Source organism: Nonomuraea sp. NPDC049714 (genome assembly GCF_044465295.1).
Classification (GTDB): Bacteria; Actinomycetota; Actinomycetes; order Streptosporangiales; family Streptosporangiaceae; genus Nonomuraea.
In genome coordinates this window covers 1-15,738 of the sequence record NZ_JBITLM010000005.1, presented here as the reverse complement: position 1 = coordinate 15,738, position 15,738 = coordinate 1, and the positions used below count along the sequence as shown (strand labels likewise).

Sequence of the window (15,738 nt, the reverse complement as noted above, 5' to 3'; positions counted from 1 at the left end):
AAGACTCCGTGATGCCACCCGGCAAGAACCGATATGAGTACCGGCGTGTTGAGGCCGCGCAGCTGCGCGCCGCCACGCAGCCGGTTGAATCGGCGCTACCGCTTTGGCCGACGCCGCAGGACTCGGCCAGAGCCGGTGCTGAGCGGTGGGTTGCATGGCTGCGTCTGGCCTGGGCCGACTCTTGGGTCGCTGATTCCGTTGAGGTCGCGAGCCCGGCTCTTGCCTCCCGGATCGAGGCTGTGGTCGGCGGCGCGGTGGTGGACGAGCGTCGAGCGCGGCGGATGGCGCTCGCGCTCGCCCGCTACGTACTACGGGCCGGATCGCGCGCCACCCCGTACGGCATGTTCGCGGGCGTTATCCCCGCCAGGTTCGCGACCATGCCCGACGTACGGTTCGGCCAGCAGCATCGCGGCCGGCTGCGGCCGGATGCCCGCTGGCTGGATGAGGTGATCGCACTCCTAGAGCAAGACCCGGTGCTGCTGCCCCGCCTTCCCGTCATCGCCAACACCCTGGGCCGAGTCGTCGGCGACCGGCTGCGCATTCCTGCTTCGGCAGCCGACGGCGCGGGCCCGGCCGAGGTCTGCCTGCGGCTGACCCGCGCAGTTACCTTCGCCCTGGCCGCCGCGGCGTCACCGGTGCGGTTCGCAGACCTAGCCGCGAAACTGGCGGCGGAGTTCCCGGGTGTGCCCCTGAAGAAGACCCACGCGCTGCTCGCCGACCTGGTGAAGCAGCGGGCGTTGATCAGCGCCTTGCGCGCACCCGCAACGGTGCCCGACCCTTTCGAATATCTTCTCGACCAGCTCGACGCACTCAGCGCGGACACCCTGCCGCAACTGCGGACGTTGGACGAAATCCACTCATGTATAGAGGACGCGAGCAAGGCGCCGGTGTTCTCCGGCCCGAGCCGAACGTTGCGCGCGGCCGTGGCCGAGAGGATGCGCGGTCTTGCGCCGGTGATCGGCGCACCGCTGGCCGTGGACGTACGGCTGGATGGCCGAGTCGTGCTGCCGGAAGCGGTCGCTCGTGAGGCGGAGATCGCGGCTGGGGTGCTGGCGCGCCTGGCTGCCTATCCGCAAGGGAGCCCGGTCTGGCGTGAGTACGCCGAACGGTTCGCGAGCCGGTACGGGCCTGGGGCGCTGGTCCCGGTCGCCGAACTCGTGGATCCGCTCGTCGGGCTCGGCTACCCGAACGGATACTCCACCTCCGTGCCCCAGCCTCCGCCGGCCCACACGCCGCGCGATGAGCATCTCCTCGCCCTGGCCCAACGCGCTGCGCTCGACCACGCCACCGAGGTCCCTCTGACCGACACGATGATCACCGATCTACAAGCCGCCGCAAGCGGGCAGCAGGTACGGTTGCCGCCCCATCTGGAGCTCAACGTCCAGGTGTTCGCCGAATCGCACGACGCCTTGTCCACGGGAAGGTTCATCGTGCGGGTTCTCGGCGTCTCCCGCGCCGCCGCCACCATGACCGGCCGTTTCATTCCCCTTCTGGAGTCGGACGATCAGGCGCGGATGGTCGCCGCGTTCACGTACCTGCCCACCGTCACCGCCGAGGCCACCACCGCACAGTTGTCGTTCGCTCCGCTACGCCTGCGGGCCGATCACGTGGTGCGGTCCCCTCGCGTGCTGTCGTCGGTCATCAGCCTGGGCGAATACCCGGACCAGGCCGCTCGCCCGATCCCGGTAGACGATCTGGCGGTCGGTTGCGGAGAGGATCACCGGCTGTTTCTCGCTTCGCTGTCGCGCGGCTGCGCGGTCGAAACGCTGGCACCGACCTCCCTGAATTACCGGACCGCCGTACACACTCCGCCGCTGGGCCGGTTCCTGGCCGAGATCGCCCGCGCCGGCGTCGCCCAGGTCACCGGGTTCGACTGGGGTGCGGCCAGCGTGCTGCCGTTTCTGCCCGCGCTGCGCTACGGCCGCATCGTCATGACGCCCGCCCGTTGGAGGCTTGCCTGCACGGAACTGCCCGGCCCCCGAGCGCCCCTACCCGAGTGGATTCAGGCACTGCACACGTGGCGGGAACGGTGGTACGTTCCCGCTCGCGTCCTGCTCGCCGAAGGAGACCAGCATCTTCTCCTCGATCTCGATCATGCTGGTCCGGCCGAACTGCTACGTGACCACCTGGACCGGATCCGGCGAGCAACCTTGATCGAAGCCCCCGAGTCCAACGACCTGGGATGGATCAACGGGCGAGCCCACAGCCTCGTCGTCCCGCTGATCTCCACTCAACCTCCCGCGCCGCCACGGCACGTGCGCGCCTCCGCCCTGATCCACACTCGAAGCCACGGAACCATGCCCGCAACCCGTCCACGCCTGGATACCGAGCTATCGGTCGACCCAGAGGCACAAACTCACGTCCTCCTTCACATACCTGAGCTGATGGCATCCCTCGTTCCTGGCGCGCTGTGGTGGTTCGACCGTGTCAACGCCCCGGAACCGCGCCTACGGCTGCACATCACGCTGCCCGAGGAAGCGGCCTTCGGGACGGCCGCCGAGGCGCTCGGCTCCTGGGCGAACGGGCTTCGCGCTCAAGGGCTGCTGCGCGAGCTCCAGCTGACGGGTTACACCCCACACACCGGACAGTGGGGGAGCGGGGAGGTGCTGGCGACGGCGGAGCGCGTGTTCCACACCGACTCTCGCGTGGTCCTCGCCCAGCTCACCACACCTCACTCGGTGAACGCGGCGGTGCTCGGCGCGGCGAACATCGCCGCACTCGCCACAGGATTCTTCGGTACGCCCAGCCGCGCGATGCACTGGCTCGCCGAGCACGCCCGGCCGGAACCCGCTCCGCCACCCGTGACCCGCGCCGTGCACGCTGAATCGATCCGCCTGGCCGATCCGGCCAACGACTTCGCCGCCCTGCACACCGCGCTCGACACCACGCCGGCCGCCCAGCAGGCGTGGCGAGAACGCGCCCAAGCCCTGGCCACCTACCGGCGAACGGCAATCCAGGACGCAGGCCATGACCTGGACGCGAGTCTCGCCGCGATCCTTCACGCCCACGCTGTGCGCGCCAGGGGCGTCGATGACGTCCATCACCGCACCAGTTTGCGCCTGGCGCGCACCGCCGCCCTCGCCTACCTGCACGCCGAAGGAGAAGCGTGACCCCCACCGCCCCAGCCATCACGCCGCCCGCGCTCTCCCCGACCGCCGAAGAGATCGCGGACCGCCTCGCCGATGAGCTCGCCGTGCCGCCACAACTCGGTGGCCACCTGCCCAACTGGTGGCCACAGTCCCTCGCGCACGGCGGCGCCGGCATCGCGCTGCTGCATATCGAGCGCGCGGCAACAGGCCGCGGACCTCAGAGCCGAGCACAGCACTGGCTGCAGTTCGTCACCACCGGCGAGCTCAGCATCGGCTCCAACGCCGCGCTCTACTACGGAGCCCCCGCCGTGGAGTTCGTCATGCACGCCGCCGCCCCGCACTTTCCTGGCCTGGTCACGCACAACCTGCCCACCCTGGAGAAGGCCACCAACCGCGTCATCGACCACCGCCTGGAGGCAGCCCGGCACCGCCTGAACCGGCGGCAGCGGCCGTCGCTGGCGGAGTTCGACGGCATCCGGGGCCTGGCTGGGCTCGGCGCCCTCCTGCTCTGCCGGGCCGATCCCGCCACCGGCCCGCTCGAAAAGGTGCTGGCCCACCTGGTGGCGTTGACCGAACCCGTTGCGGACGGCGACGAACTGCTGCCCGGCTGGTGGAGCGACGTGGGGCCCGACGGCACGATTTCCCCCGAGTATCCAGGCGGTCACGCCAACACTGGCATGGCGCACGGGATTGCTGGAGTGCTGGCTGTGCTCGCTCTCGCCCATCGCCGGGGATTCACGGTCACCGGGCACGCCAGCGCCATCGCGCGGATCCTGGCATGGCTGGACCTGTGGCAACACCACAGGCGGGTCGGCCCGTGGTGGCCGTACTGGATCACCCGACAGCAACTGCACGCCAAAGGGGCGATCGAGGAGCAACCCCGGCGCCCCTCCTGGTGCTACGGAACCCTGGGCGTGGCCCGTGCCCAGCAACTGGCGGCGCTCGCGCTCGGCGACCCACGACGCCAAGCAGAAGCTGAGCTCGCCGGCGCCGCGGCCTTGAGCGATCCCGAGCAACTGCGGCTGATCGAAGACACCTCCCTATGCCATGGGTACGCCGGTGTGATCCACATCGCTGGGCTCATGGCCGCTGACTCGTCCACCCCGAACCCGCTCACCAGCACGATCGCTCCCCTGGTCGAGGCACTCACGCATCGCCTCACCAGCCAGCGCGATCCGGGCTGGATGGAGGGCAAGGCGGGCACCGCCCTGGCTTTGCACGCTCTGTCCGTACGGCCGAGCACGGGCTGGGATCGCGCCCTGCTGGTCGTCTAACCCCATACGTCGGGAGCACTATCTATGCCTTCACAGCTTGACCTTCGTACCGTCGGACCGGCCGTGCTCGCTGTCTTGGCCGGGGAGCCCTCCGATGCCGTCGCCGGTCGCTTCCAGCTCTCTGAACCCGACCTCAGTCACGCGGTTGAGGCGTACAGAACCGCCGGCGAGGCGGCGCTGCTACGGATGGCCGAGCGGTCTGCCTGGCTGCAGGCCACCCTCACCGGCGTGAACCGGAGCCCCACCCGCCACGGGCTTTCGCCGGTTGCGATCGCCCGGCTCGCACTCGAGCTGACCAGAGCTGAGGGGGACGGCATGATCAACGGCTACCACTTCCTGTACAAACAGGGCGGTCTTCGCCTGCGTGTCACCCCCAACGACGAAACAGCCGAACAGAGCCTGGCCACCATCTTGGACGGCCTGGCCGCCGATGACCAGATCAGCGGATGGGTACGCGGGATCTACGAGCCGGAAGAGTACGCCTTCGGCGGCCCGGCAGCCATGGACGTGGCCCATGCGCTGTTCTGCGCAGACTCCCGCGCCGCCTTGGCCGCTGCCGGGCACACCACCGACCACCGCGGACCCGGTCCTCGCGAACTCGCGATCCTGCTGGCCAGCGCTCTCCTGCGCGCCACGGGCCTGGACTGGTATGAACAGGGCGCGGTCTGGGCCTTGGTCGCGAAACACCGCCCGTCACCGCCATCGGCGTCAACCGCGCAGCTGGCCGAGGCGCTGACCGCGATGCGCCGCCTGATGACCGCCACGCCTGCCGCCCAGCGAGTCGGCGAAGGCTGGCCTGCCCGGCTGGCCGCCTTCGAGACCGCAGGTCGCGACCTCGCCCGCCTCGCCCGCACCGGTCAACTCCAGCGAGGGCTGCGCGCTGTCCTCGCCCATCACCTGATCTTCGCCTTCAACCGGGCCGGGCTGTCCGCCGAGCAGCAGTCCGCCCTTTCCCACCTCGCGAAAGAAGTGATCATGCACGAACCGACCGTGTCCACCCCCGCCGCCAGCGATGACGAGGCTAGCCTCGCTCAGATGGGCAGCCCCACCTTCGAGGAAGAAGCCGCTCGGCTCCGCGCACAGCTCGTCACCGGTCTGCGCGAGCGCGGCACGATCCGCTCGGCCCGCGTCGCCGACGCGGTCACCGCCGTCCTGCGGCACACGTTCGTCCCCGGTGTGCCGCTCGTGGACGCCTACGCCGACACAGCGCTCTACACCAAGCACGATGCAGGAACCGGCGAGGCGATCTCCGCCGCCTCCCAGCCCACCGTCGTCGCCATGATGCTGGAGCAACTCGACGCCCAACCCGGCGACAACGTACTGGAGGCAGGCGCCGGTACCGGCTACAACGCCGCCCTCATCGGCCACCTGGTCGGCCCGGACGGGCACGTCACCACGCTGGATGTGGACGACGACCTCATCCAGGACGCTCAGGCGAACCTCCAAACCGCTGGTGTCCACAACGTCACCGCCCTTCTGAAGGATGGCGCGCTCGGCCACCCGGAAGCAGCCCCCTACCAGCGGATCATCGCCACCGTGGGCGCCGGCGACATTCCTCCCGCCTGGCTCGACCAGCTCGCCCCGGACGGCCTGCTGCTCGTACCGCTACGCATCAGCGGCGGCGTCTCCCGCTCGATCGCCTTCGTCCGCGAGCACGGCGAGGGACCCGAGCACTGGCGCGCTGTCTCCCACGAGATGTGCACCTTCATGCCGCTACGAGGCATCGCCGACGACACCCGCCGCATCATCCCCCTCACCGATGACGGCCAGGTCAGCCTCCACACCCACCGCGACCAGAACGCCGACCCGGACGCACTGGCCACCGTCCTGAAGCAGCCACCCACCGAGGTCTACGCAGGGGCGATCTTCCGCAAGGGTGACCCGTGGGAGTTCACCTACCTTTACCTGGCCTGCGTACTGCCGGGCGGCATCGTTCGCATGCCCATGGGAGGCCCGGCACTGGAGACGGAGCTGTTGCGGCCCCAGTTCCCGTGGGGTGCGATGGCGGCCGTAGACGGTGACTCACTCGCCTACTTCACCCTGCGCGCCGGACATGACGAGGAGGGCCCCTACTGGGAAGGGGGCCTCATCGGCCATGGCCCCCGAGGCGGCGAGCTGGCAGATCAGGTCGCCGAGCACCTGCGCGTGTGGGACCGCGACTACCGCGACACCAAGCCGACGATCCGCATGGCCCGAGACGAGCACCGAACCTCTCTGAGCGGCCAGTTCATCATCGACAAGCCCAACATCCGACTGGCGATCGACTGGGCTTGAAATGGATCTGCAGGCGATAGCCCGCCGATTCCCGCTGGTCTCTCGCTCGCGACCTCCGGGCCTCACCCTCCAGGCCCGCGTCGCCGAGCTGCGGAAGATCGCTCAGGAATCGTCCGGGCTCGACGACCACGAGCGGGTGACCAGGGCCAGCGAGGTGTGCAACAAGGCGGCGCTGATCGCTTCGGACTGTGCACTACCTGAGCTCGCCCGCGAGCTGTGCTGGCGGCAGTACGACGCGTTCACCCGGGCCGGCTCCCTCCCCGTGTGGGCGGCGAAGTTGGCCCTGCAGCCCGTGTTGAACATCGCCCGCCAGTTGATCCGTGAAGGCGACGGCGACGGCGCCTACCGGATCCTTCATCGGCTTTTCCACGCCGCTCTGAACCGGGCGGAGGCCGAGATCGCTGGTCGGCGGGTCGGCCTGCGGGAGGTGACCGGAAATCCCGGCGATCACGAAACGGTGACCAAGCTGCTGTGGGCGGCGCTGCTGGCCGATGGCGCCCGCGCGCTGGCCCTGGCCGGACGCTGGCAGGAAGCAGCCGAGCACGCGGCCAAGAACCGCGGCGTCGGCACCCGCCTGCTCGATGGCCGCCAAGTCACCATCCTGGCGCTCGTGGACCGAGGCCAACTGGATCAGGCCGTATCCATGATCCGGGACAGCGTGGCCGCAGAACCCTGGGAGGAGGCGGTGGCCAGCCTTCTGCACGTCTACTGTCAGCGCGCGGCCGGAGTCGACACCGAGCAGAGCGTGATGGTCATGATCCGTCACGCTCTCAGAATCGTCGAGCAGGCTGACCCCTCAACAACGGTCTTCCGCACCCGCATCGGCATCACCGCGCTCGACCTCGCCGGTGACTACGACAGTGCGCTCCTACAGCGCTTACGGCAGGCGGTCATAAGCGAGTCGGCGTCCGACGCCTACGCCGGCCGAGAAGCCCTCGCGCATCCAGAGCTTCGCCCGATGATGACGGTCAAGCAGCGGCAAGGGCTGGAAGCATTGGTCCAGGAGTCCGGTCTCGGATGCGGCTCAATGCCGCAGGACCTCCTGGAGGATCTCATGTCCTCGGTCACCATGGCTGAGAGACGGCTACAGCAGGTATGCAGCGGCAGCCCTCGTTGACAGCTGCCGGATGCCGAGCAGCGGGCCATTGCGTCCCCAGAGCGAGCAGGTCCCGTGTGATTTTGCCGATGAAGAGTGGCAGCGCCCAGCGGGGCGGGTCTGGCTCCAGTGCCTGTGTCCATAGCCATCGCTTCCGCTGAGTTCGGTGCACGTGGCACAGTCTTCACTGTGTCGTTGGACGATCTGCCGGACTGGTTGCCAGCTTGGTGTCTGGACCATCTGGGTGACGAACCCGCCCACGTGCTGTTCCAGCTACAACAGACGTCGATGGTGTTCGGTCTCCGGTTGGCCGGTGGTACGGACGTCGTGGTCAAGGCGCGCGCCGATGACGGTCGGGCCGTGTCGTGTGTCGCGGCGCAGGCCCAGTTGGCCGAGCGTGGGTTTCCGTGTGCCCGGCTGCTCACGCCGGTGGTCGGGGTTGGTTCGCTGGCCGTGCACGCCGAGGAGTTCCGGCCCGGCGGCGATGTGTTGCAGGGGGACTCGCCGGACGTGGCCGTGCGCTATGCGGAGGTGTTTGCCCAGTTGATGGCCGCACTGACCGACGTGACCGTCGCGCCGCCGCTGCCGAATCCGCGCTGGGTGCGTTGGGACCACCCGGACTCAGGGGTGTGGCCGGTGATCGAGTTCCTCGATGAGCGGGACCAGAGCGCCGTGCCCGCGTACGTCGTTGACACAGCGGACCGGGCCCGCAGGCGGATACTGGCCGCCGGTTTGCCGTGTGTGCTGGGCCACGCCGACTTCGAGGCGCAGAACCTCCGGTGGCACGGTTGGGAGGTGTGGGCGGTGCACGACTGGGACAGCCTGGCGTGGCAACCGGAGGCGGCGTTGGTGGGGGCGGCGAGTGGGGTGTTCGCCAGCGCCGGCCCGCCGACGCTGGCGCCGATTGAAAGTTCCGAGGCGTTCTTGGTGGCTTATCAGGACGTTCGGGGGCGCTTGTTCACGGCTGTGGAGCAGGAGATCGCGTGGGCGGCCAGCTTGTGGCCGGCGGCGCACAACGCCCGATGGGAAGCGCTGCATGGCGACATCCCGGTGTCCGGCGATGCGCTCCGGGCACAAGCAGCCGAACGCCTCCGCCGAGCGAATGCCTAGCACCAGTATGCGAGCTCTGGCGAACGCCAACCTCCGCACCAGCGTCTGAGCCCGCCATCGAGAATCCTGACGGATCGCCGCGTACAACTCGGCCTTGGATTTGGGCTGCACCACTGCCACTCGCCTCCAGCGAGCCTTCCCGAGGTGGATTCCTCGATGGAACGTGGTGAGCACACCCGGCAGGGGCCGCTGTCATCTCGTGTATCCCGGTGTTGACAGTAAAACGGCTCGAGAGCGGAAGGGGCGCATGCGTCGAACGGGCGCGTTGGAGTGCCGTTGCCTTGCCTATTTGTGTGCATATGTGATGTCCATTCGTTCGGCTTTGGTATCGCATTTTCATCCAGGATCAAGGTTTGGTGTTTTGTATTTGATTCACATAGTCAAGATCGCAAGACTGGGGTGGTAGATCGGAAGTGGCATATACAACGCCTCCGGAGGTGCCTGATGGTTCGGGAGGGGTTTCCAGCAGCAGGCAGAGGTGGATATTTCGGGCCATTGGTTCGATCCACATGCATTGGAACTATCGTCGTCTCCGCGTTTCTGCTCGGCCAGTCCGGGGCGATGGCTGATACGGAGCCGTATTGTCCGCCGGTTTCGAAGCAAGCGCATGAGCTGTACGACATCGACAAGTGGTGTGCGCTGGTTAATCAGGATATCCGGCAGGGACGGCTCCCTGATTTGGTCGGACACTTGGAGCAGTCGCATCGGCACCGCTCGGCGACGCCGTCGGTCACGCCACGTACGAAGTCGAAGGTCCCGATGCCCACGGCCAGGCCATCGAAGCCTCCGAGCTGGGTTCAGGTCCATGAGGAGTCGCGGCGGGGGCGAGTTGCTGAGGAGCCTCGGCGGCAGCCCTCTGCTGAGGAGCCGAGGCGGCCGGCGCGCCCGGTTGTTACCGAGGAACCGGCAGAGAGCCCGAGGCCGAAACGAGGCCGCGAGCGGAAGCCTCGGCACAAGAAGCCGACTGTTAGGCCCACCGGAACCGTGCATCCCTCGCCGTCGGTGTCACCTGTCCCGTCTGCGGCCAGCAGCCCGAGCCCTGCGCCTGCTCAGGTGGCGCTTGTCGAGCGGGAAAGGGAAGGGGACGTGGCCAACACGCGCTCGGTGACGGGTCCTTTGGTCGGTGCTTCGCTGTTCGGGCTCCTGGTCATGGCGTTGAGCGCTGTGGTGATGCGTCAGCGTCGTGTACGGGTGGGGCCTGCGGTGGCGGTCGACGACCTGCTGGCCGGAGGCGACACCGGCCATGGCCGTACCAGCGGGAGCGAGGAAGGAACTGTCGCGGCGGGGACACCGCAGCCGACCGGCTCGGCGCCATCCGGTGATGCGGTCTTGCCCGGTGCTGATGAGAAGGCGCTTGCTCCGTTCGGCGAGAACGGTGTCGAAAAGGTGGCTGAGCAGACGTCCGCAGATACGGCCGCCTCAACCTTGCTGGCGTCCACGTTCGTGGCCGGACCGGGGCGGGTGAAGGGTGAGGTGCTGGGGCCGGTGCGGCTGTCGTTGGCGGGTAAGGCCGTGTCGTTCGGGCGGGCAGAGGCGTGGGACCTTTTCGCGTTGCTGTCGACATCGAAGGACGGGGTGCTGTCCAAGAGTCTGGTTGAGACGCTGTGGCCGGAGGACGGGGAGCGGAGCGCTCGCCGGCTGGAGTCGGCGATCCGGGATATCAACAGGGTGATGCGGGCCGCGACGGGTCTGTCGGCAGACGTGAGGTTCGTGGTGAAAGCCGAACAGCGGCGGCGCCTGTCGGCGGCGTACTTCGATGTGGACTTCTGGCGGTTCGAGGATGCCTATGTCCAGGCCAGTACTGCGACGGAGGAGTCGGTCCGGCTCTCTGCTCTACGGGAGATGGTGGGCTTGTACCAGGGGCCGCTGCTCGCGCAGCGTGATGATCTATGGTGCCTGCCGCTTCGTCAGGCGGCTCAGAGGCAGGCAGTCAACGCCGCGGAGCGGCTGGCCGAGGCGGAGCGGAAGAGTGATCCGGACAGGGCGCTGGATGTTCTGCGTCTGGCGGTGGACCGCATCGATGCCTACAGCGAGTTGCTGTGGTGCCTGATCATGACGATTCAGGGGGAGTTGGGACGCGTGCCGGCGGTGCGTTGGTCGTACGAGCAGTTGACCGAGCGATTGGCGGAGATCGATGCGCGACCGAGCATCGAGGCACGGCGGACGTACGAGCGGTTCATCGCGTAAGTAGGAGAAGCCGAGATCCTGCCGGTGGTCTTACTCGTCTGGGTGTCGGATGGCGTACTGGTCGCGGATGGAATAAGTGGCCAGGGCTTTGGCAGTGAGGAGTCGGCTGGGTCGGGTGCCGTAGATGCGGGCCAGCATGATCAAGGTGAAGGCGGAGGGGCGTCGGCCTCCCGCTAGCTCGTAGTCGTACAGGCGTGCCTCGCGAAGGGTGGCACGCGCCGTGGCTTCAAGCCTGGCGTAGGCCGCGACGACGTCGGCTGCGGTGAGTCCGGCGGCATAGCGGTAGAGCCGTAGCGGGGTGACGGGGTAGTCGAGACTGATGACGACCGCGATCTGGTCGATCGTGAAGCCGTGCTCGCGTAGAAGTCTGCCGCGGCGTCGGCAGTCGAGGAGGTCCTGGTAGCCCTTGCCAGACACGCTGTTACGTCCTTCCCGGTGATCGGTGGCCACCCTGTAGGGGGTAGGGCGGCTGCGGCGAGGGGCTCAAGCTGCTGCCTGGGGTGGTCGTTTGGCCCTTGGCGGGGTGGTTCATGTCCGGGCGGATGACGATTTCGCAGGTCGCGGTGGGGGTTTGGCGGGGGATGGCGACGTACAGGTTGGGGATGTGATTCGGGCGAGGAGGTGGGGGACGGTGCTGGCCGCTTCCGGGTAAGCCGGGATGCGTCACGAACGGTGGCCAGCGGTGAACCAGCACGAGAGTCAGTACGGAAAGCAGCGTCAACCGCGCAGGGGCGAGACCGGGCCTGGGCATGAGGACGAGGTCGTGTTCACGCGAGGGCGGGCGGACCGGTTTCCGGAGCTTGCGCCGAGCCTGGTGACGGGATGCGTGCGGTCACGCCGGGAGTGGGGTGGGATGGCGTGGCGGCGGGCCTTCGCTGGTCGTGGGGACCAAGTCGCTCCGGCTCGTCATCTGGTTCATCAGCTTCTGTCCGACACCGTTTGTGCGGATGACGCTGCGTGGGTGGTGACCGAGCTGATCAGCAACGCGCTGCGGCACACGCGCTCGGGGACGGTACGGGGCTTCTTCGTGGTGGAAGTCCTACGCGGTCTGCGCAGCGTACGGGTGGTGGTCTACGACCTGGGTGGGCGTTCGGTGCCGGATTTCAACCGTGCGCAGGAGGCGGCACGGCGGGCGGTTCCAGCTCAAGCCGAGGACGGGCGTGGGCTGGCCGGGGTGACCGAGTTGGCGGTCCGGGTGGGAATCGCGGGCGATGCGATCACCGGGCACGCCGTCTGGGCGGAGTTCGCCTTGTCCAATGAGCCGTCAATGCCTGAGCCGGGAGAGGTCGTGCTGTCCGAGCCGTCTCGTAACGATGACGCGGGCGGCGCCTCCACCAGGCCGATCTCTGATGAGCCGCCGACGAATTCTCCTGCTGTGGATGTGCCGGCGAGTTCCATATCTGCCCGTGCATGGGAGGAGGCAATGGTCCTGGACCCTCCGAGGGGCTGGCGGGAGGTCTGGTGAGGCAGGTGGCGGACCAGGGGTCCGCGTTCGGGCAGGAGCTCTGGGCACAGCGGGAGCTACAGGAGTTGCGGCGGCAGTGGCCGGACTGGGCCTTTCTTGTGGTGCATCACCGGTGGATCGCCGTACGTGGCAAGAAGGCCATGATCAGTGAGTCCGGGCCGGGGAAGTTGCGCACAGCACTCCTGCTGATGTCAGCTCCAAGTGCCGTTCCCACGTGCGGCGAGGCGACGAACCGGGTGCCGGTGATGGCGCGGGCGACCGGTTCAGGGATGGACGGTGCGGCGGTGGTGGGGCTGAGGGCCACGGTGATGGCCGCTCGATCCGTGCCGGGGGCCTTGCCCGCTCGGCGTACCAGGACGGGAACGTGGGCCGTTGTCGCTGATCCGGTGGAGAGGGCGTCCTGGTGGCCGCTGCGTCGGCCGTGGTCAGGTCGCCGAAGTGCTCGGTCTCAGCCGGAGCGTCATGCTGATCCGGCCGATTCTCCAACTGGCCGAGACGGACTTGAGCGGCGCGAGCCGTCACGGCGCCGAAGGCGTAGGCGGTCCAAGGCCTTGCCGGGAAACTGACGCGGATGGATGGGACGGCCTTGACACCTGGCATGCAGGTGGGGGTCGATTCCCGGTGACGGTGCGCAAGTGGTGGCGGATAGGCACGCGCGAGGCGAAACCCATGCCATTCCTCTAATCAAAGGTCTGCGGTGTGAAGGCCGTGCGGAATTTGGTGATTCCCCTGCCGGGGGAGTGGCGTTCGGTGAGCGCTGGGGTAGAACTTGCTGCCACTCGTCGTTGAGGTCGGTGGTGTTGCTCGTGTCGCGGCCGGTGTTTCGGCTGAGAAGAGCTGTCCGGCGACGGGCGTCTTTGCACGTCAGACGGTTTTCGTACGATGCGTTGCGCGCCCCGACTCGCCTAAGGGCGACGCGCGAATATGTGCAGGCCCGTTCTCATACGACTCTATTCGTTTCTCGTTGTGGCCACCCTTCGCTCGTTACTTTCCCTTTCCGCTTGGCTGGCCTTGCCAAGTGCGCGGCTGGGCCGGCTGCCGGCTCCCCGCCACTGAACTGGGGGTTATGAGCAGAATCTCGTCCGTTGACCCTGACCGGTGCCGGATATGCCGCATTGGTCCGGGAGGCGGTTGCCCAGTTCCGTGAACTGCTTCCTCGCTCCGACTACGAGAAGCGCTCGACTCGCCCATATGAGAACTTCGCACCCCTTGCGCGATGTCATTCGCCACCTTCTCCCATAGTCAGAAAATCCGCTCCTGTCATATATAAGCTCTCCTTCGCTATTGAACTTTCTTGCGCCTTCAAGATGAAATTCGGTCGAAGCCGTACGACTTGATCTCGTGCTAAAAGTCAAGCGTTTTAGCAGGCCGGAGGCAGGTCTGCACAGGTAAGCCTTTCCAGCCGTTGCGGTTATGGAGAAATTTTCGGCACGGCTTGCAATAGCCAACGACGAGAGACATCGTCGAGCTCCAAACGAAATACGGACCGGCCGGGAACGCGCCGGAACCCGAAAGGAAAGGGGCCTTACCAATGACTATTCACACGCCGGAGATTCCCGCCACGGAAAGCACGCCCAACGACCTGCCGGACCCGCTCGCGTCCGACGCAGGGAACGCCACCGACGGCGCCACCACCGAACTGAACCCCCGTCAGGAGGCGGTGTGGCGGGCGTTGGTGGCCAACCCCGGGAGCTCGGCCACCACGATCGGAGCGGCGGCTGACATGAGCCGAGTGGCGGCTGGCAAGATCCTCAACCAGCTCGAAGCGGACGGCCGTGCCAGGCGCACACCGGGCGGTCAGGACGGACAGACCAAGGGCCGGACTCCGGACCAGTGGTACGCGATCGACGCTCCCACGACCGCCACGGATGGCGCAGATCTTCCTGACGCTGCCGAGACCGCCCTCGCCGGAGACCCGGACCCGGTCACCCCGGAAACGCCCGCTGACAGCCCCGAGCCGGTGAACGCGACGGACGACACCACGATCAAACTGGATGCCCGTCAGGAGGGTGTTCTGGCCGCGTTGTACGCCAACCCGGGCTGGCCTGCCGCGCCGCTGAGCGTCCTCTCGGGACTCACGCAGAAGGCGACGACCGAGGTCCTCCACCAACTCGAAGCGGCCGGGCTGGTTTCGCGCCCCGTGGGCGAGGGCGAGGACCAGAACATCGACGAGTGGTACCTCGTCTCCGACGAGCACGTCATGGCCCTCCTGAACGAGGACCGGGATGCTCCCGCAGAGGAGGCCAGGCCCACCAATCCGCCGGAGAGCGAGGTCCCCGACGAGCCGTTGGAAATCCAGGGCGAGACGGACGACGCGCTCACCCCGACGACACCTGACGTGAGCCCCGCGATGGACTTCGGCGAGGAGAGCGCGAGCGAGTCGGACGCCGAGCCGGAGGACCCCGAGCGCGCACAGGCGCGCCGGGAACTGCTGGAGCTGGCCGATCTGATCCTCGGGGCGGCGGCTGCGATGGAGGCCGACGGGGACGCGGTCTTGGCGTTGGGCCGGTTGGAAATGGCCATGGCCAAGGCCCCGCAGGCCCACCGCAACGCCCGCGCGGTCCTCACTGGCACCACCCCGACCCGCTCGGCTACGGGCCGCACCACACCGGCCCGTAGCGCCGGATCCGGGGCCACGGCCCGGCCGAGCGGCCTGCGCGACCGGGTCTTGAACCACCTGGCCGAGCACCCCGGTAAGGACTTCACCCCGTACGAGATCGGGCGGGTGCTGGACTCCTCGTCCGGCGCGGTCGCCAACGCCCTGGACCGGCTCGTCAGCCTCGGTCAGGCGGAGCTGACCTGCGAGCGTCCCCGCCGGTTCAGCCTCTCCGAGGTCCCGAGCGCCGATGCGTGACAGCGCGGGCGGGCCGCTACGTGGCGCGGCCCGCCCCAGTCCAACCCCCTCATCACTATTCACCACCTGCCAAGGAGGCACTTGTCATGGCTCACGAGATCGAGATCTTCGCCAACGGTTCGGCCGGATTCGCCGCCGCCGGGAAGCCCGGCTGGCACCGGCTCGGCTACACCGCCCCCGGTCCGATGACCGCCGAGGACCTGCTCACCAACGCCCAGCTCGCCGGATGGAACGTCCGCAAGGTGGCCGTCGGGGCGGTCACCGACCCCGACACCGGCCAGCTCGTCACCTCCGACGAGGACTTCCTGATCGTCCGCACCAACCCGGTAACCGGCCAGCCGGAACGCCTCGGCATGGTCGGCAAGGACTACAAGATCGTGCAGAACGAG

General features: G+C 68.0%; 9 protein-coding genes and 1 pseudogene. 9 read left to right on the top strand and 1 reads right to left on the bottom strand.

Going from position 1 to position 15,738, the window contains the following annotated elements:
• Positions 1-11: 11 nt before the first annotated feature.
• The 6 genes from ACIBQX_RS20915 to ACIBQX_RS20890 all read left to right on the top strand — a co-directional run bounded on the left by ACIBQX_RS20915 (position 12) and on the right by ACIBQX_RS20890 (position 11,030).
• Entirely contained in the window at positions 12-3,110 is a 3,099-nt protein-coding gene (locus tag ACIBQX_RS20915) for a lantibiotic dehydratase (RefSeq protein ID WP_397006842.1), read from the top strand.
• Positions 3,107-4,363, top strand: a complete 1,257-nt coding sequence (locus tag ACIBQX_RS20910; RefSeq protein ID WP_397006840.1) for a lanthionine synthetase C family protein — start codon at positions 3,107-3,109, stop codon at positions 4,361-4,363. The genes ACIBQX_RS20915 and ACIBQX_RS20910 overlap by 4 nt, the downstream gene beginning before the upstream one ends.
• Positions 4,364-4,426: 63 nt before the next feature.
• On the top strand, positions 4,427-6,637 hold the full coding sequence (gene fxlM, locus ACIBQX_RS20905; protein WP_397006838.1) for a methyltransferase, FxLD system: 2,211 nt from the start codon (positions 4,427-4,429) through the stop codon (positions 6,635-6,637).
• A 136-nt stretch (positions 6,638-6,773) separates the two neighbouring features.
• Positions 6,774-7,754 carry a hypothetical protein gene (locus ACIBQX_RS20900; RefSeq protein ID WP_397006836.1) on the top strand — a complete coding sequence of 327 codons (981 nt, stop codon included), beginning with the start codon at positions 6,774-6,776 and terminating at the stop codon, positions 7,752-7,754.
• 168 nt (positions 7,755-7,922) lie between these two features.
• On the top strand, positions 7,923-8,843 hold the full coding sequence (locus ACIBQX_RS20895; protein ID WP_397006834.1) for a hypothetical protein: 921 nt from the start codon (positions 7,923-7,925) through the stop codon (positions 8,841-8,843).
• 1,086 nt (positions 8,844-9,929) lie between these two features.
• Positions 9,930-11,030, top strand: a complete 1,101-nt coding sequence (locus tag ACIBQX_RS20890) for a BTAD domain-containing putative transcriptional regulator (RefSeq protein WP_397006832.1) — start codon at positions 9,930-9,932, stop codon at positions 11,028-11,030.
• 30 nt (positions 11,031-11,060) lie between these two features.
• On the opposite strand, the gene ACIBQX_RS20885 is transcribed toward ACIBQX_RS20890, so the two are convergent.
• The gene (locus tag ACIBQX_RS20885) at positions 11,061-11,447 is read right to left on the bottom strand and encodes a hypothetical protein (RefSeq protein ID WP_397006830.1); all 387 of its coding nucleotides are present in this window, start codon (positions 11,445-11,447) and stop codon (positions 11,061-11,063) included.
• 241 nt (positions 11,448-11,688) lie between these two features.
• On the opposite strand from ACIBQX_RS20885, the gene ACIBQX_RS20880 reads away from it, so the two are divergent.
• The 3 genes and pseudogenes from ACIBQX_RS20880 to ACIBQX_RS20870 all read left to right on the top strand — a co-directional run.
• The gene (locus ACIBQX_RS20880; protein ID WP_397006828.1) at positions 11,689-12,495 is read left to right on the top strand and encodes an ATP-binding protein; all 807 of its coding nucleotides are present in this window, start codon (positions 11,689-11,691) and stop codon (positions 12,493-12,495) included.
• Between the two features lie 1,531 nt (positions 12,496-14,026).
• On the top strand, positions 14,027-15,349 hold the full coding sequence (locus ACIBQX_RS20875) for a MarR family transcriptional regulator (RefSeq protein ID WP_397006826.1): 1,323 nt from the start codon (positions 14,027-14,029) through the stop codon (positions 15,347-15,349).
• A gap of 86 nt (positions 15,350-15,435) precedes the next feature.
• Positions 15,436-15,738 (top strand): annotated as a pseudogene (locus ACIBQX_RS20870) (DUF945 domain-containing protein); the annotation flags it as partial.